The sequence below is a fragment of the Vulcanisaeta distributa JCM 11216 genome (genome assembly GCF_001315985.1).
GTDB classification, from domain to species: Archaea; Thermoproteota; Thermoprotei; order Thermoproteales; family Thermocladiaceae; genus Vulcanisaeta; species Vulcanisaeta distributa_E.
The window spans coordinates 16,056-37,642 of sequence record NZ_BBBI01000022.1 but is presented as its reverse complement, the minus strand read 5'-3'; the positions used below and the strand labels follow the sequence as shown (position 1 = coordinate 37,642).

At 45.4% G+C, this 21,587-nt stretch carries 30 protein-coding genes and 8 pseudogenes; 17 read left to right on the top strand and 21 right to left on the bottom strand.

The window, feature by feature from the left end; all coding sequences use genetic code 11:
* The coding region (locus JCM11216_RS12760; protein WP_243676332.1) for an integrase at positions 1–183 on the top strand (183 nt) is incomplete at its 5' end.
* A 93-nt stretch (positions 184–276) separates the two neighbouring features.
* Here JCM11216_RS12760 and JCM11216_RS19915 read toward each other — a convergent pair.
* Entirely contained in the window at positions 277–453 is a 177-nt protein-coding gene (locus tag JCM11216_RS19915; protein WP_243676331.1) for a hypothetical protein, read from the bottom strand.
* Between the two features lie 102 nt (positions 454–555).
* Here JCM11216_RS19915 and JCM11216_RS19910 point away from each other — a divergent pair, with 102 nt between their 5' ends.
* From JCM11216_RS19910 to JCM11216_RS12740, 5 genes are all read left to right on the top strand, one after another.
* Entirely contained in the window at positions 556–720 is a 165-nt protein-coding gene (locus JCM11216_RS19910) for a hypothetical protein (RefSeq protein WP_243676330.1), read from the top strand.
* Complete coding sequence (locus JCM11216_RS12755) at positions 683–991, top strand: hypothetical protein (RefSeq protein ID WP_243676329.1); 309 nt, start codon at positions 683–685, stop codon at positions 989–991. Before JCM11216_RS19910 ends, JCM11216_RS12755 begins: the two co-directional genes overlap by 38 nt.
* Before the next feature lie 5 nt (positions 992–996).
* On the top strand, positions 997–1,227 hold the full coding sequence (locus JCM11216_RS12750) for a hypothetical protein (protein WP_243676328.1): 231 nt from the start codon (positions 997–999) through the stop codon (positions 1,225–1,227).
* On the top strand, positions 1,224–1,508 hold the full coding sequence (locus JCM11216_RS12745; RefSeq protein ID WP_243676327.1) for a hypothetical protein: 285 nt from the start codon (positions 1,224–1,226) through the stop codon (positions 1,506–1,508). The genes JCM11216_RS12750 and JCM11216_RS12745 overlap by 4 nt, the downstream gene beginning before the upstream one ends.
* A 154-nt stretch (positions 1,509–1,662) precedes the next feature.
* On the top strand, positions 1,663–2,250 hold the full coding sequence (locus JCM11216_RS12740) for a hypothetical protein (protein WP_054854423.1): 588 nt from the start codon (positions 1,663–1,665) through the stop codon (positions 2,248–2,250).
* A 547-nt stretch (positions 2,251–2,797) separates the two neighbouring features.
* Here the strand turns inward: JCM11216_RS12740 and JCM11216_RS12735 are convergent.
* The 9 genes from JCM11216_RS12735 to JCM11216_RS12700 all read right to left on the bottom strand — a co-directional run bounded on the left by JCM11216_RS12735 (position 2,798) and on the right by JCM11216_RS12700 (position 8,117).
* Positions 2,798–4,018 carry a phage/plasmid primase, P4 family gene (locus tag JCM11216_RS12735; protein ID WP_054854422.1) on the bottom strand — a complete coding sequence of 407 codons (1,221 nt, stop codon included), beginning with the start codon at positions 4,016–4,018 and terminating at the stop codon, positions 2,798–2,800.
* A gap of 119 nt (positions 4,019–4,137) precedes the next feature.
* Positions 4,138–4,338 (bottom strand): hypothetical protein, encoded by a 201-nt coding sequence (locus JCM11216_RS12730; RefSeq protein ID WP_243676326.1) that lies wholly within the window; start codon positions 4,336–4,338, stop codon positions 4,138–4,140.
* Positions 4,325–4,741, bottom strand: coding sequence for a hypothetical protein (locus JCM11216_RS12725; protein WP_054854420.1), 417 nt, complete (start codon positions 4,739–4,741; stop codon positions 4,325–4,327). The genes JCM11216_RS12730 and JCM11216_RS12725 overlap by 14 nt, the downstream gene beginning before the upstream one ends.
* Positions 4,738–5,121 carry a hypothetical protein gene (locus JCM11216_RS12720; protein ID WP_054854419.1) on the bottom strand — a complete coding sequence of 128 codons (384 nt, stop codon included), beginning with the start codon at positions 5,119–5,121 and terminating at the stop codon, positions 4,738–4,740. Before JCM11216_RS12720 ends, JCM11216_RS12725 begins: the two co-directional genes overlap by 4 nt.
* Positions 5,111–5,530 (bottom strand): hypothetical protein, encoded by a 420-nt coding sequence (locus JCM11216_RS12715; protein ID WP_054854418.1) that lies wholly within the window; start codon positions 5,528–5,530, stop codon positions 5,111–5,113. The genes JCM11216_RS12720 and JCM11216_RS12715 overlap by 11 nt, the downstream gene beginning before the upstream one ends.
* A gap of 760 nt (positions 5,531–6,290) precedes the next feature.
* On the bottom strand, positions 6,291–6,431 hold the full coding sequence (locus JCM11216_RS19905; protein WP_243676325.1) for a hypothetical protein: 141 nt from the start codon (positions 6,429–6,431) through the stop codon (positions 6,291–6,293).
* Positions 6,432–6,659: 228 nt separating this feature from the next.
* Positions 6,660–6,875 (bottom strand): hypothetical protein, encoded by a 216-nt coding sequence (locus JCM11216_RS12710; protein WP_054854417.1) that lies wholly within the window; start codon positions 6,873–6,875, stop codon positions 6,660–6,662.
* A gap of 148 nt (positions 6,876–7,023) precedes the next feature.
* Positions 7,024–7,215, bottom strand: a complete 192-nt coding sequence (locus tag JCM11216_RS12705) for a chromatin protein Cren7 (RefSeq protein ID WP_054854429.1) — start codon at positions 7,213–7,215, stop codon at positions 7,024–7,026.
* Between the two features lie 233 nt (positions 7,216–7,448).
* Positions 7,449–8,117 (bottom strand): 3,4-dihydroxy-2-butanone-4-phosphate synthase, encoded by a 669-nt coding sequence (locus JCM11216_RS12700; RefSeq protein WP_054854416.1) that lies wholly within the window; start codon positions 8,115–8,117, stop codon positions 7,449–7,451.
* A 99-nt stretch (positions 8,118–8,216) separates the two neighbouring features.
* Between JCM11216_RS12700 and JCM11216_RS12695 the strand changes: the two are divergent.
* Positions 8,217–8,909: pseudogene (locus tag JCM11216_RS12695) on the top strand (nucleotidyltransferase family protein).
* Here the strand turns inward: JCM11216_RS12695 and JCM11216_RS19900 are convergent.
* Positions 8,906–9,805 (bottom strand): cyclic pyranopterin monophosphate synthase MoaC, encoded by a 900-nt coding sequence (locus tag JCM11216_RS19900; RefSeq protein WP_243676324.1) that lies wholly within the window; start codon positions 9,803–9,805, stop codon positions 8,906–8,908. The pseudogene JCM11216_RS12695 and the gene JCM11216_RS19900 overlap by 4 nt on opposite strands.
* Before the next feature lie 117 nt (positions 9,806–9,922).
* Positions 9,923–10,527 (bottom strand): annotated as a pseudogene (gene tmk, locus JCM11216_RS12685) (dTMP kinase).
* Positions 10,528–10,836: 309 nt separating this feature from the next.
* Between tmk and JCM11216_RS12680 the strand changes: the two are divergent.
* Positions 10,837–11,901, top strand: a pseudogene (locus JCM11216_RS12680) (inositol-3-phosphate synthase).
* Positions 11,902–12,212: 311 nt separating this feature from the next.
* Here the strand turns inward: JCM11216_RS12680 and JCM11216_RS12675 are convergent.
* From JCM11216_RS12675 to JCM11216_RS12665, 4 genes and pseudogenes are all read right to left on the bottom strand, one after another.
* The gene (locus JCM11216_RS12675) at positions 12,213–12,983 is read right to left on the bottom strand and encodes an ATPase domain-containing protein (RefSeq protein WP_054854415.1); all 771 of its coding nucleotides are present in this window, start codon (positions 12,981–12,983) and stop codon (positions 12,213–12,215) included.
* A gap of 83 nt (positions 12,984–13,066) precedes the next feature.
* Positions 13,067–14,022, bottom strand: a pseudogene (locus JCM11216_RS12670) (thiamine pyrophosphate-dependent enzyme).
* Positions 14,012–14,323 (bottom strand): hypothetical protein, encoded by a 312-nt coding sequence (locus JCM11216_RS19895; RefSeq protein ID WP_243676334.1) that lies wholly within the window; start codon positions 14,321–14,323, stop codon positions 14,012–14,014. Before JCM11216_RS19895 ends, JCM11216_RS12670 begins: the two are co-directional and overlap by 11 nt.
* A gap of 189 nt (positions 14,324–14,512) precedes the next feature.
* Positions 14,513–15,917, bottom strand: a pseudogene (locus JCM11216_RS12665) (2-oxoacid:acceptor oxidoreductase family protein); the annotation flags it as partial.
* A gap of 279 nt (positions 15,918–16,196) precedes the next feature.
* Between JCM11216_RS12665 and JCM11216_RS12660 the strand changes: the two are divergent.
* The gene (locus JCM11216_RS12660; protein ID WP_054854414.1) at positions 16,197–16,490 is read left to right on the top strand and encodes a hypothetical protein; all 294 of its coding nucleotides are present in this window, start codon (positions 16,197–16,199) and stop codon (positions 16,488–16,490) included.
* 31 nt (positions 16,491–16,521) lie between these two features.
* Here the strand turns inward: JCM11216_RS12660 and JCM11216_RS12655 are convergent, their stop codons facing one another.
* A complete protein-coding gene (locus JCM11216_RS12655) occupies positions 16,522–16,977 on the bottom strand; it encodes a PaREP1 family protein (protein ID WP_243676323.1) in 456 nt (151 codons plus the stop codon).
* A gap of 249 nt (positions 16,978–17,226) precedes the next feature.
* Between JCM11216_RS12655 and JCM11216_RS12650 the strand changes: the two genes are divergently transcribed.
* Positions 17,227–17,415: a hypothetical protein gene (locus tag JCM11216_RS12650; protein WP_054854413.1), complete on the top strand. Its 189-nt coding sequence runs from the start codon at positions 17,227–17,229 to the stop codon at positions 17,413–17,415.
* Positions 17,360–17,785 (top strand): hypothetical protein, encoded by a 426-nt coding sequence (locus tag JCM11216_RS19890; RefSeq protein WP_243676322.1) that lies wholly within the window; start codon positions 17,360–17,362, stop codon positions 17,783–17,785. Before JCM11216_RS12650 ends, JCM11216_RS19890 begins: the two co-directional genes overlap by 56 nt.
* Here the strand turns inward: JCM11216_RS19890 and JCM11216_RS12640 are convergent.
* The 3 genes and pseudogenes from JCM11216_RS12640 to JCM11216_RS19880 all read right to left on the bottom strand — a co-directional run bounded on the left by JCM11216_RS12640 (position 17,771) and on the right by JCM11216_RS19880 (position 18,687).
* Positions 17,771–18,135 (bottom strand): annotated as a pseudogene (locus JCM11216_RS12640) (aspartyl protease family protein). The gene JCM11216_RS19890 and the pseudogene JCM11216_RS12640 overlap by 15 nt on opposite strands.
* Positions 18,136–18,316: 181 nt before the next feature.
* The gene (locus tag JCM11216_RS19885) at positions 18,317–18,469 is read right to left on the bottom strand and encodes a TrmO family methyltransferase (RefSeq protein WP_243676321.1); all 153 of its coding nucleotides are present in this window, start codon (positions 18,467–18,469) and stop codon (positions 18,317–18,319) included.
* On the bottom strand, positions 18,466–18,687 hold the full coding sequence (locus JCM11216_RS19880) for a hypothetical protein (RefSeq protein ID WP_243676320.1): 222 nt from the start codon (positions 18,685–18,687) through the stop codon (positions 18,466–18,468). The genes JCM11216_RS19885 and JCM11216_RS19880 overlap by 4 nt, the downstream gene beginning before the upstream one ends.
* Positions 18,688–18,782: 95 nt before the next feature.
* On the opposite strand from JCM11216_RS19880, the pseudogene JCM11216_RS12630 reads away from it, so the two are divergent.
* A pseudogene (locus JCM11216_RS12630) lies at positions 18,783–19,303 on the top strand (PaREP1 family protein).
* Between the two features lie 2 nt (positions 19,304–19,305).
* On the opposite strand, the gene JCM11216_RS12625 reads toward JCM11216_RS12630, so the two are convergent.
* Entirely contained in the window at positions 19,306–19,614 is a 309-nt protein-coding gene (locus JCM11216_RS12625; RefSeq protein WP_054854411.1) for a DUF2250 domain-containing protein, read from the bottom strand.
* A 107-nt stretch (positions 19,615–19,721) separates the two neighbouring features.
* Between JCM11216_RS12625 and JCM11216_RS12620 the strand changes: the two genes are divergently transcribed.
* From JCM11216_RS12620 to JCM11216_RS12605, 5 genes and pseudogenes are all read left to right on the top strand, one after another.
* A complete protein-coding gene (locus JCM11216_RS12620) occupies positions 19,722–20,114 on the top strand; it encodes a PaREP1 family protein (protein WP_243676319.1) in 393 nt (130 codons plus the stop codon).
* Between the two features lie 331 nt (positions 20,115–20,445).
* Positions 20,446–20,646 (top strand): annotated as a pseudogene (locus JCM11216_RS19875) (hypothetical protein); the annotation flags it as partial.
* Entirely contained in the window at positions 20,597–20,767 is a 171-nt protein-coding gene (locus tag JCM11216_RS19870; protein WP_243676318.1) for a hypothetical protein, read from the top strand. The pseudogene JCM11216_RS19875 and the gene JCM11216_RS19870, both read left to right, overlap by 50 nt.
* A 189-nt stretch (positions 20,768–20,956) precedes the next feature.
* Positions 20,957–21,199, top strand: a complete 243-nt coding sequence (locus JCM11216_RS12610; protein WP_054854410.1) for a type II toxin-antitoxin system CcdA family antitoxin — start codon at positions 20,957–20,959, stop codon at positions 21,197–21,199.
* The gene (locus JCM11216_RS12605; protein WP_054854409.1) at positions 21,196–21,585 is read left to right on the top strand and encodes a type II toxin-antitoxin system VapC family toxin; all 390 of its coding nucleotides are present in this window, start codon (positions 21,196–21,198) and stop codon (positions 21,583–21,585) included. Before JCM11216_RS12610 ends, JCM11216_RS12605 begins: the two co-directional genes overlap by 4 nt.
* Positions 21,586–21,587: the final 2 nt, after the last annotated feature.

Sequence of the window (21,587 nt, the reverse complement as noted above, 5' to 3'; positions counted from 1 at the left end):
CTTAGGAAGTTCTTCGCAACCTGGATGATCAGCAGGGGAGTACCAGAGAGCATTGTCAACACCCTGCAGGGAAGGGCACCACCAAGCGAGTACAGGGTCCTAATCGAGCATTATTGGAGTCCTAGGCATGAGGAGCTTAGGAATTGGTACCTAAAATACGCACCATGCCTACTCTGCCAGTGATCAAGGGGAAAACCCCCCCAATCAACACCACATGTAACTAGCACTGATTTTGAACGGGCAACCTCACCCAGTGTATTCTGCATGTGGTGGTGACTATGCCTTTAGGTATTCGTCGGGTATTTCGATTATGACCTTTATCTTCTTACCCACGAGCTTCTCATAATCAATGCCCAGAGACTTAGGTAGCCATATGTAGTACGTGGTGTACTTCCTCCCCCCCCTACTCACCGTTGGTCTACGCTTTATACTAGTGAGTATGGTGAATTGCATCAGTGGTTTATTTGATAGACTGGTATTTAACTGTTTCATTTGAGAATCAGCGTATTAATTAGTGAAAAAATTTATAAACAAGTTGTTACACAAACAGTTAGTATGCAGTTCCAAAAACTGAATGGGGGGGAATCCCTGGGGGGGTTAACCCAGGGGGGGAAAATAATCGACCTGGTAAACGAGGCAGTGGGGGGGTTAAACTGCCGTGACGTGGGTGAGAATCCCAGGTGTGGTGAGATACTTAATGAGCTTAAGCCCCCTCATTGACGGTAATGCGTTCATTGTCATTGAGGACTATGGTGAAAGAAGCATTGACCTTGATGCCGATGGTCTGCATTTCCTGTCGAAAATGGATGACGGTAAGTGGGCATATGTTGATGTTGAAGACCGTGAGGTCAAGATAATCAATGACTTATATGCGTTTTTGAGGCAGAGACTTGATGGCCTGGTCATTGTTAAGAAAGACAGCGTAATCGAGACTTATTATTACGTCAATAATGCGGGAAAGACAATACTCTCAATAAACGTGTACGGGTGATGGCAATGAGTGAGAGGGTGAACATCACGATTAGTGTTCCGAAAAGGCTAAAGGATGATGTGGACGTGGTTAAGGACTACTTCAGAATAAGGTATGGGGGGGAGAGGTTGACGTGGGAGAGGATAATTAGGGCTGGCGTTGATGCATTGTTGATTCAGCGTGGTTTAAACCTTGAGAGGGTGAGGAGGGAGGTTGAGGACCTGGAGAGGGCTGTTAGGGAGGTCACGAGTGGGTGATCTGCATGGGGCAGGTTAGGCAGGTTAGGGTTGCCTATGACGAGGTTGAGGCAGACCTAAGCAATGACAGGTATGCAGTGTTTGCATTGTTCATAGATCGCTGCTTTGTTTATGTGTTGGTTGATTATAATGAGAAGGGGGGGAGGATCAAAGTCTTTAGGTCAACCGTGGACCTGGTTTACCACCTACATGAAATCGGAGCGGAGGACTTACTCGATAAGTTGGCAGGTAATGAGGAATTAATCAATAAATCCACTAGTGATGAGACTAAGGAAGAGTGAGGCCTGGCCAAGTCTCTTCTAAAATTACTAAAAATTACCCAAGTTTTTACCGTATAGGTTTCATGCCTGCCTCACGGTTGGTTTTTTAATCACAGTATTACTGCCAGTATTGCACCTGATAGGGATATAATATTGCCGTCAATATCGTATTAATGTGGGTAAGCAGGTTGGGAAGTCAAGGGAGGACTCAGAAAAAATGGACTACATGAAGAGGTGGGCTAAGACTCACCCAAGGGTTGTTGTTTACTTTGACCTGGCCGATTATGAGCATGTTAGGAAGAGGGCTGATGAGCTTGGGCTGACAATCAGTGAGTTCATTAAGAGGGCTGTTAAGGGGGGGTTGGTGGGTGAGTATGAGCGTGGCTTTTACGAGGGTTACAGGGCAGGCCTTAGGGATGGCCACTACAGCGAGTTGGTGGCTAGGTTTGGTGAGCCGGCTCTCGAGTTAATCGTTGATTTAAGGAGGGATGAGAAGCTTAGGAAGGTTAAGCTAGCCATCCTCGAGGGAATAATCAAATTCTGCAGTGAGGCGAGGGGGGGAGGGGGGGAGCATGTGATTAATAAGATTTGCGTTATTGATAGCGCAATAGATGGGTTTCGCCGTGCAGGGATAGAGTTGGAGGGTCGGCTATTGAGAAGGAAACAGCTATTGAGAGGAGCGTTAAGGATTACCTCGATTTCCTGGTCAGGATTGGCGTGCTTAAGGCCATTATTTCTGGTAAGAATGTTACATACTCACTGAATGCGCCGGATTTAATTAAGGAGATCCTAGCGAGGGAGGGGGGGAAGACTAAGCCACAGGCTCAATACTGACTATGAAAGCCTTATTTATGTAGGTAACCCTCCCATCACCGGGAGTACAGGTATCATATTTTATTTTCTCTATTTATTAGTCTAACGAAAAACCTAACCACCATTCAATTAGTTATCCCTCAATCATTTACTCGTCCCTATTTCAACTTCTGAGTTATTTTAAAAGGAGCTCGGTGCGCGCAGAAATTAATAATACCCCCCAGGTACCGCACCCAATCGAACCCATATGTAGATCTAGAGTAGGTAAATAACCTATTTAATTCTATATATGGGTGCGACTGGGTATGGTACCCCCCCACCCCCCCTATTATTAATTTTTAGGCGCTTCATGCTCTTTTTAAAATAACTCAGTGATTGAACGTTGCTTGGTAGATTGAGCGTGAAAAACCGCAGTCACTGCTTGGTAAGGTACTTAGCTGAAATAATGTATGTTGGTAGAAATTTGACTGCGATTATTTTGTCTTGTGTAAAGATTTTTACGTGTAGCTTGTTACGTCACTGGCGTTACTGCTTGTCTCGCTCCCATACTGCTTGACTAGCCTCAAGCCCTTGTAATAACGCTCGCCATGTATTGTCACTTTCCTGTAGCCGTACTGCTCCATCCTGGCTGTGAATATTTGCTTGCTGACTACCTCATCATCCCTGTCATTGTCCTTGCACCAGAGGACGTACATGTTGTACAGGTCATTAGCAGGCACGTGACCATCGCTCTCCTCGACTAGGTAGCCATCGCGAATCATGGCATCAATGAAGGCGTAAACACTATCGGCCCTAGCCAACCAAGCACGCTTGGCATCTTCATGCGTACCCTCGAAACTAAACTTCCCTCTCCTCAATACCTCCCTAAACGCCAGTATCGAGGCTGCAGCCCAAACTGCATACTCCCTTCCACTCAAGAAGTCACACTTCTTTAGGTTGGGGGGGTTCTCGGGGGGGAATTGATGTGGGAACTCGATGACTATCCACCTGCGCCAGAACGCATATGTTTGATCCGTGACCATCGGTGGCTCGTTAGCAGAGAATATTAGCTTTGCGTAGTTCACGAAAACAAATGGATCCCTAAACTTCCTCTCTGCTTGAATCGCATCGCCGCCAGTTAGTGCCTTAAACATGCCCGTATCCCTAACAATCGTCCTAGGTAGATCCGGGTATATGTTTGCAAGTTTGTGATACAATTCGGCCACGGCGAATCTATTGCTTGGGTCAGTCAAAACCTGCAGTGAAATGCTTGAAACATTCTCGCTTCCCAACAGGCACCTAAGCCACGTGAGGAATGTCGATTTACCATTCGCACCATCGCCAAGCAACATCACGGCTTTCGAGGGCTCGTAGCGTGGATACAATGAAAAGCCCGTGATCTCCAGGAGTAACGGCCACTTATCATCAACCCAATCCGTGAGGAACTTAAGCAATCTGGGAGCCTTAGACTGCAATATGTTCTTGAGATCGTCATAGGTGACGGGTCTATTCACATACGCCTTTAGTACCTCCTCATCGACTTTATGCGGTATGTAGTTAAACACTATTCTTTTTGGATTATGCTTGAACAAAAACTGCCTTGTCACTGCGCTCCAATCAATCCTCGCCATGAAGTCAGGCACTAGCTTAATCTCTACAGAATCCCCGATCTTTGAAATGAGTGGCTTGGCGAGAAACTCCTCCCAATCAAATAAGTAATTATCAAAGCTAATTGACATGGGGGGGTCAGCACTATGCTCAAAGTGATGGCCGTGCTTTAGTTGAGTTATGAATTCACTAAATAGCGAAATGACCTTGATGCCGTATTCATGGAATGCATTGATCTTACTTGTTAATGTTATGAATGCCTTAGCCTCATGCTCACAGTCGTAGTACCTCCTACCATCCCAACAATAGACGCCAATTTCCTTACCGTCCTAATCATGTACTTTGCAATCTTCCTCCTAGCAAAAATCTCCGCAGCAACATGAGCAATCGTAGCAATGAATTGTGCCTTCCAATCCTTCTTATGATTTAGCTCTTCTTCACCCCCTCTCATCCTCCTTGACTTCATAGATCAAGCCCGTTATCGAGCACGGCTTAAACCGAATAGCCATGCCACGTCTAAGCTCGATAATCCTGTAGTAGATTGACGAGCATGGATAAACAACCTCACCCGTCCACGCAACTATTTTCCTAGCGATGCTCGTAGGTACACGCAAAGTCTCAATTATATCCTTCTCCTCAGTGACGTGCACATCACCCTCCGTTATTATGTTGCCCTCATCATCCTTAACAATAATATGATATATGTCACCTCCCTTCCACTTGCCAAGCACTACGTACTTACCAACAGAGCCAAGTAATTCGTACTTCTTCCTCTTATCCTTCTTATGCTCAACAGTGACCTCTGTACGTTCCTTATCATTTCTTTCCGCTCTATCCCACTTGTTGCGTATCATGGATTCTCACCCTTCTCAAGAATTTCCTTCATTTTCTCAATGAACTCCTCACGGGTCTTTGAGGACTTAATCAACCTCATCATTGGTGAGTCCCTGGGTATCCTAAAGACGTACTGCCTAACCCTACCATCCCTGTGGTACTTAACGTCGAATACCTCCACAAGCCCATGCCAGGTCAGTTTAAGAATGATGTTCGCAATGCCTGGGTGGTTAATGCCCAACCCACCGCAGTTAGCACACATTCGCCTAAGCACATCATCACTGGTGAAGTAAACATCGTGCTTATGACCCCCCCACGCAATCTCATAAATAGCCAATAAGACAGACTCAAGAAGCAATTGCTTAGTTGGTTTTAAAACACCCCCCCACTCACACCTCATTATTAGGCACCCCCCCACTACCTGCCCCCCCGTCCTCCTTAGCCCCCCCTCTTTGCCCCCCCATCCCTGGTTTAATCATTATTATAGCCGTGACGCTCTGAAGGTGATACTTACTGAGCATTACATTTAGTCTCGGTGGGTACCTAACGTATACGAAATACACACCCTGCCTTATTTCATGCTTCCTAAGTCTTCCATTGAAGGTGATTTCATAACCATCATTGAAACGCACCTTAACAGTAACCCATGAACCCAATAGCCCATTCTCAATTATATACCTCGAAACACCTCTACCGAAACGCACCACCTCTACTCTATTTGCTGTTACGTTTCGTGCCTCCAGATCAACGAGGACGATGGGCTGTTTATTTAACTCCTCTACATATGCACGGATGTCACTGCTTCCCACATGTTGCGTGCTTACTATTTCTTATTTCTCAGTGAGTTAAAATAACTAGTAAATAACTAATTCACGAACCCTAGAAAATAAGCTCTTTAAAACTCAATCTTCCAAGGCATAAATCCAATTTAATGAGACGTTTAACTCAAAAATTATTTTAACTATTTCGAATCACTAAGGGCTAAAATTCAGAGTAATACCAAAGTATTGTGTAGGTCTCGATTTATAAATTCATTTACGTGAAAAGGATAGTACGTGAAAAGCACATCAAAAATCGAAAGATTATGTGTCACGGGCAATCCACGGGATACTAATCATTTACGCATTAATGATTATTGCCATTTACATGAGAGAGTCCTTCGGAGCCGTAGGTCGTGGGTTCAAATCCCACCGGGGGGGCCGCCACGGTATTTGCTTATTTTTATAAAAACCATTTAAAAGACCGAGGATCTTCAATGAATTAACCATAAGTAGTCGATTCATAAAGTACAATGACTCTATGATTAACTTTTAGTATAACCATGTTAGCATTTAATCGGTACTGCCAATGTTCAGCACTGGAGATTAGGGTTATATCCTCTTAATAATCCTTCGGTTTCGTCTTTTAAGTCTGTTATCCATTCGGTTCTCAATGCCCTTAGATATTCACGGCTTGAAAGCCCAGTTACAATATCTCGATTCCTAATCCTGCAGAACTCCCTTACCCTTAATTATTTCCTCACGCCCAGATCTTGGACCATCCGTGCCATTAATCGTCTTCCTCGGCGCTTCAGACCATGGATCGATACATCCATTTAGAGCGTACCAAAACCCTGGCTATGGTATCAATCCTAACACCAACCTTAACCAAGTCATTATTGGTAACACTCCTCCCAGTGGCAAGTCTGTACAGTATATCGATACCGTCCAAAGTGCATTAATTAAAACGCAGAGTCCCATTGAGTCCATCACGGCCTTAAGACCTCAGTCACGGCTGCCCAATAGACTAGAGTCTAATATTCTGACTTAACGTAATCCTCCTCACTAGGTATTCTTATCTGCCCTGAGCACTTAGTTTCAGGTGAAAAATACCTTATTTTTCATTTGATTTAATCAATACATTACCTACATAAATTTTGATTCACATTTATTATTTTAACTATGGGGGGGTCATAGACCTTATAATTCTCGCAATTACATCCATGGTATTCTCATTAAGAATACCGCAATCCTTTAGATAAATATACACTCTCGACCCCTCATCGACCTTGGAAGACCTAATATTACTGGCCGTAGCTACACAGCAGGGAGTCCTCGTCTCTTCATCCACAATTATTACACTATCGCCATTAATAATACCAGGGTTTGAATTCAATACTAACGGGTGCTCACTTAAGCAATTACATGGTCTTGAACAATCCCCAACAAATATCAACCAACAATTCATACTGGTTAATTTTCAGGAAAGAAAAAGAAAAATAGTTTTAATTTTATGGGTTTATTTTTGATGCCGTTGTTTTGTCTTAGGTTATTATGTTTCCTTGTTCGTCTACTTTGGCTATGACTTTCCTCACGGTCTTTCCGTCTGGTGTCTTGAACAACGCCATCACAAAGCCCTTCCTACCCTTAGGCTGAACCTTCCAAACCTTCGTAGGCTTCAACCTCCTACCCTCAACATCATATTCCTTCTTAGCCAGATCCTCCAGTGTGACCATATTGGTCAATAAGTTCATTGATTCGGGAGTATTTAAAAACATCGCTTGGGAATGCAACGGACGAATATATCGGTCTCAATACGCTAAATCTCACATAATTTCTTTACTAATATCAAATTTTATGATAATTATGACAAGTTGAGATTAAACAATATCAAGCAGGGAGATATATTAATAATACGTGAGTTAATACGATTATTCGTTTAAATATGTTATTATTCAAATTTATTCGTTTAAATAATTCCACGCCTCCTGGCTTCATCAACTATTTCACCACCGCTTATAAGTGCTGTGCCTAATTCATTGGCTATCTCACTAACAATATCCTTACTCAGTGCTCCACCATCATCACTGAGCATCTCGACGATTACTAGCGCTGGCGGTATTCCGGCCATTTTTGAAAGCATTAAGGACAATTCAGTATGACCAAATCTGCGTCCAATTCTACCCAAGAGGATTGGTACATGTCCGGGTGCGTAGAACTCCTCATAGAAGACCTTACGGGCATCCATTACCTTACCCTCACTAATCATCTTAACCACATCGGCAAGTCTCGTGATTGTTAGCGCCCTATCCCTATCCCTAATGCCCGTTGTTGTCTTCACGTGGTTAACATATATTGAGAATGCTGGGTCATCACCATAGCCAGGCCTCTTCACTAGCCCGTTAAAGCCTATTTTGCGTAATACATCGCTCATAAAGTCAAGACCTAATTGCCTACCTATCGAGTCCTCAGTCACAAAGCATATCAAACCCCCGGCATTTTTCCTCATCCAGGTAATTACTGATGGCGTTACATAGTCAGCCCTTATCACCGCGTCAACCTCATTCTCCCTATTGTCAGAATCATGAATGAATATTATCTCACCCTGCCTAAGTAACTCTAATGCCTTCTCGATCATATGCCCCTTAAACCTAGAGTTTAAGTTAATAAATTTAACTTTAAATCCAGGTTTATGATACTTAATGCATTAATATGCCTATCTGAGACCATATAATTAATGGTTAGGGCATTAATCCTGGCTGGCGGCTTCGGTAAAAGACTTCAACCATTAACACTAGACAGACCAAAACCGCTCATTGAGGTTGGTGGTAAACCAATACTCCAGTGGCAAGTTGAGTGGCTTAGTAGGCAGGGCGTTAAGGATATAGTCCTCGCCGTTGGCTACCTAAGGACTAAGGTCTTCGAGGTCATGGGCGATGGCTCCCGGTTCAGTGTTAGGTTATTCTACAGCGTTGAGGAGGAGCCCCTTGGTACGGGTGGTGCCATTAAGAATGCCATGAAGTTCCTTGAGGATGAGGTATTCATAGTGCTTAATGGCGATATAATAACGAACCTATCGATTAAGCCATTAATAGAACAGTTGAATGGTAATGTCATCTCAACGATAGCCCTCGTCCCCCATGAGGAGCCCCTATGGGATTGTCCATGTTGACCATGAGGCTTCATAACGGAGTTCAGGGAGAAGCCACTGCTTGATTACCTAATAAACGCGGGTGTCTACGCCTTCACCAAGGACATCTTTAAGTACCTGCCTGAAAAGGGTGATATTGAGGTCACGGCATTCCCAAAGCTGGCGAGCGAGAGGAGGATTAGGGGGGGCGTTATCTATAGGGATGTTTATTGGAAGTCCGTTGACACCGTTAAGGATGTTGAGGAGGTTGAGAAGGTGATAAGTGAGGTTTACGCCTAAACAGCGGGTGTTTTTAGGGCCTTTAATACCCTGACCTCCTTAATAACTGTATATGGGTATTGACCATTCTCATCCTTCTCATACTTCTTAACCATATCCCAAACAGTCAGTAGGCCGACGCCTACAGCGAAGACGGCCTCCATAGCGGAGCCCGTGTTCGACATATTGCGCGTGTCCACGGTAACCTCAACACCATCCTCAATAACCTTGACATCAGCGTTAACGTAGGTTATGTAGTTAAGGTGTACGAGGGGTAACACCTCCCAGGTCTTCTTGGTGGCCATTATCGACGCTGCCTTAGCCACGGTCACCACATCCCCCCCTTTCTCCACCTTACCCTGCCTAATCAATTCGATAGTGCCCTCCCTAAGCTTTATGAAGCCCTTAGCCGATGCTTCGCCATAATACGTGGGCTCGGTGGTAACGTCAAACATAGTGACAACAGGCGCGCCACCTGCATTATCCTCAAAATCACCTAGTGATAGGCCTACCCCCCCATCCTCAGACTTAACCTTACTGACGACCTTGATGTCGAACATGCCATCAACACGACTGGAGCCGCAGGTCTGTACCTGCTTACCCATGAAGTTTGTGACCCACTCAGGCATACACGTCCTACTGCACCCCTTTATTGTGTTCCAGGCAGCGAGTAGGCCAGTGAATAGGCCGAATAGTGTGTCCATCTCAATGCCGGTCTGGGCCTTTGTCCTGGCAAGAACGGCCATCCTAATACCATTCTTCTCATAACGTACCCTAGCCTCGATGTAGGTGATGGGTACCGGGTGGAGTAATGGTACGTACTTCCAAGCAGTCTTCGTGGCGTTTATTGCCGCTACCTTAGCTATGGCCGCCGCATTACCAAGACCACTGACCCCGGTCTTCATTAACTCGTTCATTGTGTCCTCATCAACCTCAGGAAGCCCGTGGCGATGGCCTCCCTGTATACGGGTTCCTTACTCGTAATATCGATCATCCTAACAGACATAACAAGGCATTATTAAACCTACGCCTATTTAAGCTACCCTCCTCAATGCATTAGTTATTAACCCGTAAACATCATCAACAACGAGTCTCAACTCCCTATCAGCATTAATAACTGGGTAATTATACATGGACGCACGCCTCAGTAGGATCTCCCTAACCCTACTAAGGAATTCCTTATCGACCTCGAAAACCTCAAGCTCACGCCTACTACTCAACCTGCTCACCACGGTATCAACAGGCGCATCGAGAATTATCGTTAGGTCGGATTTGGGTACGAATCTATGAAGCTCCATCAACCACTCCTGCGGTAACCCCCCCATAGCCCCCCCTGATACGCCAGTGTTGATTCCATGTAACGCTCAGTAATGACCAGGTAACCCTTGTCAAGCATTGGCTTAATCTCTCCATAGTAATGCTGAACCCTATCTGCCGTGAAGAGTAGGGCGTATATCGATGAATGAACCACGTTTGTCCTTGGCTTGAGAAGCCAATCCCTTATTAACCTGCCAATGGGTGATTGACTGGGCTCGGCCGTGGTATACACCCTATAACCATCATTTTCCAGCTTCTTCCTTAGTGCGGTTATTACGGTTGATTTACCGACACCATCTATGCCCTCAATAGCTACAAACATAGGCGTCCCTAAACAATTATTAGGAAGAACCACTTAAATAATTCATCCTAAGCAGGTAATGGACCGGTTATACCTAATATACTCGGCATCATTTATAAAACATCAGCGGCCAAAATCCTAATGATTTATTGCAACTGCAATTCAATTACATTAAACATGACCGCGCCGCATTACTTCCTTCGCACTACTTGTCATTGTTAGTATGGGCTTTATCATCGCCGGTGCAATACCTCTGACGCCAATTTATTAAGGAGAAGGGCAATTGATCGGGAGAAATCTTTATTAATAGCTGTTAATATTACGTGGGTAATGAAGTCGAGCATCAACGTGGCAATAGCTGGCGTTGGTAATACGGCGTCAGCCTTCGTACAAGGACTTAAGTACTGCGAGATTGAACCCAATCCTGTGGGACTTATATTCCCACGCATTGGGCCTTACGAACCAAGGGATATAAGAGTCGTCGCGGCCTTTGATGTTGATTCGCGTAAGGTTGGTAAGGACATCGGTGAGGCGATATTTACGGAACCAAACAATGCAATTAGAGTAATTGAGGTTGGTAAGCTAGGTGTTATTGTAAGGGCTGGCCCTCTACTTGATGGCATCGCCGAACAATTAAAGAACACCTTTATACCAGTTATCGAGGGTTCCGTTGAGGATGTTGTTAGGGAATTGGAGAGTACCAATGCGCATGTTCTCATTAATTACTTACCAACAGGTGCTCAAAAGGCCAGTGAGGCCTACGCGGAGGCAGCGCTGAGAAGTAGGACTGCCTTCGTGAATGCCATGCCCTCAGTAATAGCAACATCGAAGGAATGGCAAGATAAATTCGAAAAAGCCAAACTACCACTTGCTGGTGATGATGTCCAGAACCAACTGGGGGGGCCACGGTACTTCACAAATCCATAATTAGGCTACTGCCTTAAGGGGGCGTTAAGATAGAGGCACGTACCAACTAAACGTTGGCGGCACACCAGACTTCCTAAACCTAATGTACAGGAAGGGACAGAAGGAGAAGACGAAGACCGAGGCCGTGAAAAAGATGGCTGAGGGCGAGGACTTCGACGCATACATATCGCCGGTAGCCTACATAAGGTTCCTCGGCAGTAGGAAGATTGCGCACATGTTCATCGAGGCCCGCGGATTCGCAAATGTACCAATCAGGATAAAAGTTGACCTGGAGGTCTACGACCCATTCAATAACGCCGGCATGATGATTGACATAGTCAGGACAGTAAAGCTAGCACTAGATAGGGAAGTTAGTGGGCCTCTCATCAGCTATCAGCCTGGGCCTTTAAGAATCCACCAGTTCACGCGCCACCTGACGTGGCCTATCAATGGCTTGTGGAGTTCATTGAGGGTAAAAGAAATAGATGATGATCTCATTCAATTTTTCTTTCTTTATTATAATTCCAAAGGGCGAGGTTGACCGCAGATATTACATTCATGATGAGCCCTCTTCCTACCGTAAAATATTATTGCCTTAAGCATTTGGCCTCACGTTTTCTCCATTTCACTAACACGCTTATCAACAAAAACCTCCAGGTGATCCTCTACTACAGGCAAGCTGGGTAACCACTTCCTGGCGGCTGCTCAAGCCAACACCCTCATTATACCTAAACTAGAGATAAAAATTAAATAATGCTGTAATAAATTAGATTATCTTCAGAGAACGGCCACGCTATTAATTACATCATTAATGCATAGAATGGTATATGCACATCCTTAAGTGGTCCCTTAACAACTATACCCATCTTCGGCTGTATCTCAACCTCAAGTATTGTTGGTTGCACCGCCTGCCACCTCATCTTCCTAATGAATAGGTACCTCTTGAAGTCACCCTCAGTTGTTTGGGCCAGCCCCCCCATCACAAATACGCCAGCCGCTAAAAACTCCTCAACCCCATACCTAGAGATCACCTTGGCCCCCGTCGGTATTTCCGTAGTTATTATTGTGGTTACGCCGACCTCCTTCTCAATACCCATCACCAACGCCCTAATGTACTCCCTAAGCACTTGTACGTCCTTCTCGAGCGTGACCAAAGGCGCTATTGGGTCAATAACAAGTCTCTGAGCGTTTAGGGTCTTTGAATAATCAGCTATTGTGTAGACCAGAGACTTAGCTATGGTGATTGGGTCCTTCTCCCTAATCTTCTCGATAATGTCCATCTCGGGTATTAGGATCTCCATATAACCATTTTCCCTGAGCGCCTCAAGGTCCCAACCAAACCTCCTAACACCATTCATTAATTGGTCATACGTCTCATCAACCGATACGTAAATGCCAGGCTCACCATATTTATAAATACCATTTATTAGAAATGATAGTGAGAGTAGGGTCTTACCTGTTCCCGTCTCACCACTTATTAAGTATGTCCTACCCCCCCTAATTAACCCACCACCGAGTACCTCGTCAAGCCCAGGGATTCCCGTTGGCACTAAATCGTAGTATAATGACATCGAACAAATAACATAGTTTAAGTAATATAAAGATTGCGGACACGCAACATTTTAAGTTAATCAAGGCGCTGGGTAACCGGGCCTTACTTAAGCTCTATTATGTATTTACTGAATATGCTTCTAAACTTCTCCGTAGTTATTATAGGCCTACCGTTAACCTCAATGGGTTCCCTACCGGTGGCACCTTCAGGTAATTGGGTAATCTCTGTGCATACCTCTCCTCAAACATGGGCACATTCGGATTAATCAGGAATATACCAATTGGTATCCTGCCATCACCCTCATATGACTTAGCCAACGCCTGCGCGGCCTTCTGTGGAAGCTCCTCAGGGCTCTTAACCATTGGGTCCCAACCCTCCTCCTGCAGGTCATAAACCCTCTTGTTGTAGTAATCGTACGTGTGTATGTTGTCATAAGTCACACAGGGCTGTAGGACATCAATGAACGCGGCGCCCTTATGGAGTATTGCCTTCTTTATCAACTCCTTTAGGTGCTGAACCCTCGCAGCGTAGCCCCCCCTGGCTATGAATGTATAGCCAGCGGCAATGGCAAGGCCTATTGGGTTAACCGCATCCTGTATGTTAGGCTTAGGAAGCGCCTTGGGCTGCAGGTTCCTAGCCAATGTCGGGCTTGCCTGTCCCTTCGTTAAGCCGTAGACCGTGTTGTCATGCATTATGACGACCAGGTCCACATTACGCCTACCCAGGGCCACGAAATGCGCAGCCCCCAATGCCCAGTAGGTCTCCATCACCCACATTAACAACCACCGTTAGGTCCGGATTAGCGAGCTTAATGCCCTCAGCATATGGTAATGCCCTACCATGCAGTGTATGCACGCCAGTCACGTTTATGAAATGCGGGGGGGTCTTCCCTGAACAGCCTATTCCAGAGACAACCACCGTCTTCTCAGGCTCGAGCTGCAGATCAGCGAAGGTTGATACATGGCTGAGAGTATTCCGAAGTTTCCACAGCCGGGACACCAATCTGGCCATACATTGGTCTTGTAGTCGTTTATTGTTAGCTTTATCTTACGCTCCATAGCTCACCACCTCCCTCGTACTACCCCCCCTCATCACATTTTTAACAGCACTCACGAGCTCATGGACATACATAGGCCTCCCCGTATACTTGACTATTGACTTGTTGATCATGATGCCCGTATTCATAGCCGCAAGCTTCGCCGCCTGGGCCATGTAGTTGTGCTCCACGGCAATTAGGTTTGCGGTCCCAACCTCGTTGGCGAACTTCGTTAGTGAGTTTCTTGGGAATGGTATGAACATCCTAATGTGGTAATAACCCGCCTTTATCCCTTCTTCATTAAGTTCCTCAATGGCCTTCATGGCCGTGCCCTTAACAAATCCCCCCCAACCAACCAATAATACGTCTGGCCTCTCAGGGCCGAAGTATGAATACCTCCTCTCCTCGGGTATCTCCTTATCTATTACGTCGAGCTTACTCATCCTCTTATTCATCATTCTAACCCTATTGATCGGGTCCTCGTTAATGTGCCCGTACTCATCATGCTCATCACCCGTGTACCACATCACATACTCGCCCAAGAATGCCCTTGGCGATATAGAGCTTGACAAGTCAAATCTCTTGTACTCCTTAAGACCCTTCGGTGCTAATGCACCCCCCCTTGTTATCCTAACGTTGTCCAGGTTCGGCATTGGTATCGTGGCTATGGTGTTGGCCAGGAACTTATCGACGAGGTGTATGACCGGTACCTGGTACATCTCGGCGTAATTAAACGCATCAATTGCGTCGTAGAATGCCTCCTCATGATCGCCGCTTGCGAGCACGATCCTCGGGTACTCACCGTGGGAGGCAAATACCGATGATAGCAAGTCGCTTTGGCCGCCCCCCCTGGTTGGTTGCCCAGTGCTTGGTCCACCCCCCCTCTGGTAGTACGTGACAACGACAGGGACCTCATTGTGGCCCGCCCACCCAAGGCCCTCAACCATTAAGTCAAAGCCTGGGCCGCTCGTTGCTACTGAGCTCCTGACGCCGGTTAAGGCGCGCCTATGGCTGCGTTAATCGCGGCTAGCTCATCCTCTGTTTGGAAGACGATTATTGAACCCTCACCACCAAGTGTCTCGTATTCCTCAAGCGTGAAGCTCTCGTCAGCGGCCGGCGTTATTGGGTAGTATGCCTGGAACCTAACCCCCCCAGCCACCACCTTAGCCATTGCTATTGCATCATTGCCGCTGGCCACGAGGATGCTCTTAATGCCTATTTTCGGAGGGTCGAGCTTAAGCTCTGAACTGAATTGGCTCTTGACTAGGTCAATGACTATCTCTGCCATAGCCCTATTATGCCTATAGACGTCTTCCCTCGTAAACCTCCTCCTAAGGCTATAGTCAAGGCTTTCCTGGCTAATGTCGGTTATTGCTGCCACGGCACCGACGAGTATCGTACTTATGTACCTAGATGCTTGGGATGGGACGATGCCTTCACGCTTTTGAATCTCCATGAGCAATTCCTTAAAGCTCAGGGCAACCACACGCGCCTTCCTACTGCCCTGTAGGTACTTAACCACGGACTTAATCGTACCATCTAGGCCAAGCTCCTTAAACTGCTCACTCAGCTATCCTTCAACTCCCTCTCCATGCTGGGTATACTGGCGTAATTAACTGAGTCGTCATCACTATTATAGATTAGGTAACCCCCATCCCTAAGGTCATTGAAGTGCGTGAATACTGTCTCGGCATCCATGGCGGCCACAATATCGACTGGGTAAGTAAGGTGCTTGGGTAATTCTGTGGCTGATACCGTGGCATGAACATAGCTATGCCTACCCTTAATATTCGAGAAATACTCCCTATCGGAAATAATGCCATAGCCAGACCTCGCAAAGGCCCATGAGAGTATCTCAGACGTGGTCTCCAAACCACCGCCCTGAGGGCCACCGATTATATACCTCAACTCATTCATGCAATATCACCCACCACGTACATCATACCTATCAGGGAAACCACCAACACCTGGTATAAAAAGCGTCCTTCAGTTACCAGTTAGAATACAGTTGTTAATTATTAATTATTTTAAATTGACATAGATAATTTAAGAATTATTAGCATAAGAATCCATCATATAATGAATAATATTCTCTTAAATCTGGCAATAATTCGAAATAATTTATGAAATTATTAATAAATTATTGAAAAATTTCTTAATAAAAACTTAAACACATCCTTAATCTATAGAAGGTCAATGAGTGAAGGTGAGGAGGAGTTCATACCCCACGCCATTCACATGTGGTTTGGTTATTATAAAGACCGCGTAGTCCTGAAGGAGGAGGGCGCTAAGCATAGTCATTTCTCAAAGGATGCCGAGAATCGACTAAGGGAAACATTATCAACGTATGGTTGGGTATACTGCATAGACTGTAAACACCCAATCTTTAACCTTGAGGAGGCTCTCGAACACTTAAGGAAGGGTCACGTATTGACTAACAGGTTCATGCCTGACGAAGTCGCGCCTGAGGAGACGCCAATGGTCAGTTAGAAAAGCTCATGCATCTAATCGAAGTTTAAAATTACATCTGAAAAGACCTGAATGTATTATCTAATTCCTGCTTTAGTGATTCATCGCCAAGAACCCTAGCCACATTACTCAATAAGTTACATATGTCTTTTGTTGCGGTGTCCCTTGATGGGTATATACTCATGACACCCTCAGGATCAGTGCCATTATATTGATACTGATGAAGCGCCAGCGCTATCAGGGATTCCCTCTCAAGACCAAGTAATTTACCCACTTCACGAATAATGGAGGTGGGCATGTGGGCTATTACCCTATCAATATTCTTAACACTACCGCGAAGCTCCTCCCTCCTCTCACCAGCCAATGCTGCAAGCAACGATTTAAATGCTTGAAATGCCTTGCCGGCGGCGTTCCTGGTATAACCCTCAACCAACAACCTCAATGCCAATCTAGCCTCGACTGATGCCTCAGCCCTCCTGCTTCGATGTACGCCCGTAAATCCTTCCAAGGCTTACTAAGTTGTTTGGGCAACGTGAACCTCCGTCTAAGGTAATGTCATTCCTCAATAAAAGCCTTATCATTAATCCTAATCTTTGAATAATCAGCACCTTCGATAAGGCGCCCTTGTTATTAAATGAATGGCTGCATTTAAATGGAATTAAATATAAATCTAAACACTCATGATCATCAAATACCATCAAACTATTTAGGTTATTACGATATTAATTGACTAAGACGTAAATAATTCTTGATCTATATGGCTAGGCGCAACTCGGTATGGCCTCGGGTTGTGCTTGTAGTTACGATACTCGTTTACGTGGCCTACGGTGTCATGGCATGGTACACATTTACACACTTACCGCCAATACCTGCAGCCGTGGTTACTGAGAATGGCACTGTATTATTTACATACAACGACGTGGTCATGGGAAAGTATTACTTCTAGAAGTACGGGCTTATGGATTACGGTTCAATACTGGGTATGGGGGAGCTACTTTAGTATTGACTTCACAACATACACCCTAAGGATTTATGAGGATACCACCGCGCATTACCTGGGCTTTGATGCCGTGCCCCCCCAGGACAATGCGAGCGCCATGGCCATAATAAGGCAGTATCTAATGCCAATTAAGGTGGACCCAACACCCAAGGGTAATTACATAGTTGTTAGCAATGAGTTTGCCCAGGGATTCTACAATGCAGTTAAGTATTACTCCTGGGCCTTGAACACATTCCGGACCTTGCAATCACTCTTACGGGTCTTAAGGCTAAAACCACGATATTCTAATGCCCCCCCAGGGTTAATAAAGCAGTAGTGTTCGTTCCCTCAATTTGCCAGTCATTGGGTCAACCTCAAGTTCGAGAACCTCGAGCGTCGTCACGCCGATCAAGACCTTATCGACTATGTCAGACACGAGCACAGGCACGATCTCACCCCCCCTACCCTCAATCTCAACCCCACGCCCTAGACCTATCAACCTCAATAACCCCCCCCAGCCCCCCCCGTCTCAACCCTAGACCTACCAGTAATGCGTAGGCCAAGTTCGTTGGCTAATGACCTAGGTATTACCGTCAAGGTGGCGCCGGTATCAACCAAGGCCCTAACCTCAACAACCCTACTCAAGTCAGCATTACCAACCTTGGCGTTAACCCACACATGGCCCATTGATAAGGTGGTGTGTACGGGATTAATAACCCTTAAGGCATTAGGGGGGGCACGGGCCTAACCATGGAACCTTCTCGCCATACCTCTTCTCAACATAATTCCTTACCCACTCATCCTCAAACTCCCTGGGGGACCCTCGGCTTCTTAACAACATCGTAATAATCATAAGGCTTAATATCGATTATGGGAGTCCCAGTCCACGCATCAAGCCTCGTAACCACAGCCTAGGAGGTTCAAGCCTCACGAGCTCGAGCACCGACAAACCAATTGGATTTGGCCTGATGGGGGGGTACCTAGTGGCGAAGACGCCGACCTCCTTATCCGTACCCTTCAACTAACCCTGAGTCTCGCCTCTCTCTGCTCATGGAATACGTAAATTAGGATTATGTGTGAGTATTCCTCAAGGCTGCGTAGGCCATCGACATACTCATCATAAATGCGAACAACGCCTATAAAGTCATACCTGGTTTCATACCTATCTTTCTCGGGTTCACCCGGCCTTGGAAAACCCCTCTCCACATAACCAATGGGTTTGAATACGTACTCAACCATTGACTAAGTAAGGCGCGGGCTCAGATAAATCTTACGAAGCCAGTTCATGAATAAAGGCATATATTCATTAATTAAAGCAACTATTTGCTGCCTAGATAGAGTCCATAGTACACCCCCCCTGGAAGGACATAAGTAAGTACGTGGAGGTCAGGGCGAAGGAGGCACTCTATGAGTTCGAATTAGCAAGAAGTTCTTAGAGAATGGTCTCTACAGGAATGCCGCTGGCAAGGCCTTCCAGGGATGGAAAGCCACCCTAGCGGTTTTGGCAGCTAATTCCCGTAATGAGTTGGCGAGTGAGTTTAAGGGTTTCGTCAGGCTTAGGGAGAGGATTAGGGTTGAGACCGTGGATTTCATAATAGCTATCATGCCCACGGCACGCATGAAGAAGGTGGCCATGATACTGGGGGGGCGTAAGTACGGCAATGACGTGGTACTACTGACTGAGTTAGCCCTGGACATACATGAGTTCCAATACAACGGTTTGGATAGGGAGGGCGTGTTAAGTCGTTACCTGGATCTCGACATGGTTAAGCAGGACATTACCACGATAATTGAGGGGGGGCAGGAGGGTCCTATCCTCATTCACTGGACGCTCAATGCCCTAATACGTCACTAGGATTAGTCCTTCCCCACACTATTACTCCTCTTAATACTTCTAATGAGCAGTTCTCCGCGTCTCGAAAGCCTGTAATAAACGTGGTGTTTACGAACCTCATTACTAAGCTTGAAACGTGCAACACTCCTCTTAAGCGTCTTACCTCCCCCCCTGACCCTCTCGATCAAGCCCATCGCCTCGAGCTTATCGAGTACCTGCAGAACCTCCTCAAGTGGGATGCCCGTGTTTATGGCTATTGACTTACCGTAATCCACATTGGCCCTCTTTAGGTGCATGAGCACGGCAATGTCCTTATTCGTGAGTCCATCCATAGGGTATTAACTGATATCATAGGATGCATTTAATTAAATTGACTCTGTCAAAAATTGGAGTTAATTGAGACGGTTAGTATTTAAAGTAAGGAAGGTGTTTAACATATGTGGAGATACCTAAGGAGGTAATTGAGGCTGCGGAGAGGCTTGGTATTAGCGTCGTTGATGTGATTTTAAACCAACTATACCTAAGGGATCCAACGGAGAGTATTAGGCTTAGGCTTGAGTTGGCCAGGAAATACCTCAGTGAGGCCGGGGAGTACGTGAGTAAGGGTGATGCCATCCAGGCCAGTGAGAAGGCGTACAAGGCCGCCGAGGAAATCGTTAAGGCATTGGCAGAAAAATATAACACGCCTGAAAACCAACAGGCAATTAGGGAGGGCAGGTGGTATACACACCTGCTGCTTAAGGCCTGTTCGAGGTTATCCAAGACCCTCGGTGACTGGGTATTGGATGGTTGGAACGCAGGTTACTCATTACATGTGTGGGGGTTTTCATGAGGCTAAATTAGCAATTGATGATGTGGAACCATTAATCAAGAAGGTCCATAAAATGCTTGAGGAAACAACCAAGATATTAAGTCAAGGTTGATTATTGGCTAGGTTTAAGTCCTACTCATTGAAAAACAGCACTCATAACATCCTACATATTTAGTTTTAAATTTTGGTCATAAATCATTAATTGTGTCGCTTAACTTGAATGAGATCTCGAAGGCTAGGGCTAAGGAGGTTGCTGTTGAGGTGGAATTGGCTGAGGAATTCCTAAAGAGGGGGCCTTTACAGGAATGCCGCGGGTAAGGCGTTTCAGGCTTGGAAGGCGTACTTATCATACTTAGCGTCGGGTAGTAGGGACTTATTAATTAATGTGTTTAAGGGTAGGAAGAGGTTGAGGAATGGTAAGGTGGTGGATTACGTCGACTTAGTCATAGCCGTAATGCCCACGACGCTCATGAAGGCCGTTGCCCAAACATTAGCTACACGGCATGGGGGAGGATATAGCCTATTACACCGAGTTGGCGATAGATCTGCATGAGTATCAATATAATGGGCCTGACCCATCGGGCGTGTTGAGTAGGTACGTTAATGATGAAATGGCGCGGGTGGATATTGAGAAGTTGATTAGGTACCTCAGGGAAAGGGTCAAGGCACAATAATTAGGACTGTGCACCTCCCGTAATACTCATGTCGTCATATGTCAATTGCGTTGATGCTAAAAGATCGCTAAAACATCATGGTGATGTTAAAGTCTTCTTTCCTCCTCACTTAATAATAACTGGTAGTTAGGGAAGTGTATTACTAATAATGGAGTAATGTTTATAGGTAGGAATTTATAATGTAGTAACGTGGGTAATTGGGTTACAGTATCAACTAAGGTCAGGAGAGAGGTTCTTGAGAAGGCTAGGAGGTATGGTATTAATGTTTCTGAGGTTTTACGTAAAGCTCTCGAGGAGGAAGTAATGCGTAGGGAAAATGAGGAACTAATTGAATTGCTTAAGGAGGCTTCCAAGGAGCTTAGGAAAATTAGCGAGATTTATGGCGATGATTTCGTCATAAGAAGTATACGCGCAGACCGTGATTCAAGATGAGCCTCGTATTTGACGCAAGCGCCATTATCAGGCTGGTAGAGCTTAAACCAGATAAGGCAGTTAATGCCTTAAGGAATCAATACACCATCGACTTAGCGTATTATGAGATTGGTAATTACCTATGGAGAATTAGCAAGTTAACCACTGTAAATGTGGAACTGCTGCTTAAAGTATTTAATAATGTCATTGGATTTATGAATGTCGTACCAATAGGCCTAAACAGCGATGTCATCGACCTAGCCAGAAGGATGAACATAACCTATTATGACGCGTCCTATGTTTATCTAACGATGAAACTCAATGCAAAGCTGGTAACCGAGGATAGGGAGTTAATAGCTAAGTTCCCCCCCAATATAGCGATAAGCGTTAGAGAATTACAAATATAGTC

Coding starts and splice junctions, on each gene's coding strand:
- JCM11216_RS19915 (WP_243676331.1), bottom strand. CDS start 453: ATGCAATTCACCATACTCACTAGTATAAAGCGTAGACCAACGGTGAGT.
- JCM11216_RS19910 (WP_243676330.1), top strand. CDS start 556: ATGCAGTTCCAAAAACTGAATGGGGGGGAATCCCTGGGGGGGTTAACC.
- JCM11216_RS12750 (WP_243676328.1), top strand. CDS start 997: ATGAGTGAGAGGGTGAACATCACGATTAGTGTTCCGAAAAGGCTAAAG.
- JCM11216_RS12735 (WP_054854422.1), bottom strand. CDS start 4,018: ATGTCAATTAGCTTTGATAATTACTTATTTGATTGGGAGGAGTTTCTC.
- JCM11216_RS12730 (WP_243676326.1), bottom strand. CDS start 4,338: ATGAGAGGGGGTGAAGAAGAGCTAAATCATAAGAAGGATTGGAAGGCA.
- JCM11216_RS12725 (WP_054854420.1), bottom strand. CDS start 4,741: ATGATACGCAACAAGTGGGATAGAGCGGAAAGAAATGATAAGGAACGT.
- JCM11216_RS12720 (WP_054854419.1), bottom strand. CDS start 5,121: ATGAGGTGTGAGTGGGGGGGTGTTTTAAAACCAACTAAGCAATTGCTT.
- JCM11216_RS12705 (WP_054854429.1), bottom strand. CDS start 7,215: ATGGTCACACTGGAGGATCTGGCTAAGAAGGAATATGATGTTGAGGGT.
- JCM11216_RS12700 (WP_054854416.1), bottom strand. CDS start 8,117: ATGATCGAGAAGGCATTAGAGTTACTTAGGCAGGGTGAGATAATATTC.
- JCM11216_RS19900 (WP_243676324.1), bottom strand. CDS start 9,805: ATGAACGAGTTAATGAAGACCGGGGTCAGTGGTCTTGGTAATGCGGCG.
- JCM11216_RS12675 (WP_054854415.1), bottom strand. CDS start 12,983: ATGTCATTATACTACGATTTAGTGCCAACGGGAATCCCTGGGCTTGAC.
- JCM11216_RS19895 (WP_243676334.1), bottom strand. CDS start 14,323: ATGAAGGCCATTGAGGAACTTAATGAAGAAGGGATAAAGGCGGGTTAT.
- JCM11216_RS12660 (WP_054854414.1), top strand. CDS start 16,197: ATGAGTGAAGGTGAGGAGGAGTTCATACCCCACGCCATTCACATGTGG.
- JCM11216_RS12650 (WP_054854413.1), top strand. CDS start 17,227: ATGGCTAGGCGCAACTCGGTATGGCCTCGGGTTGTGCTTGTAGTTACG.
- JCM11216_RS19890 (WP_243676322.1), top strand. CDS start 17,360: ATGGCACTGTATTATTTACATACAACGACGTGGTCATGGGAAAGTATT.
- JCM11216_RS19880 (WP_243676320.1), bottom strand. CDS start 18,687: ATGGTTGAGTACGTATTCAAACCCATTGGTTATGTGGAGAGGGGTTTT.
- JCM11216_RS12625 (WP_054854411.1), bottom strand. CDS start 19,614: ATGGATGGACTCACGAATAAGGACATTGCCGTGCTCATGCACCTAAAG.
- JCM11216_RS19870 (WP_243676318.1), top strand. CDS start 20,597: ATGGGGGAGGATATAGCCTATTACACCGAGTTGGCGATAGATCTGCAT.
- JCM11216_RS12605 (WP_054854409.1), top strand. CDS start 21,196: ATGAGCCTCGTATTTGACGCAAGCGCCATTATCAGGCTGGTAGAGCTT.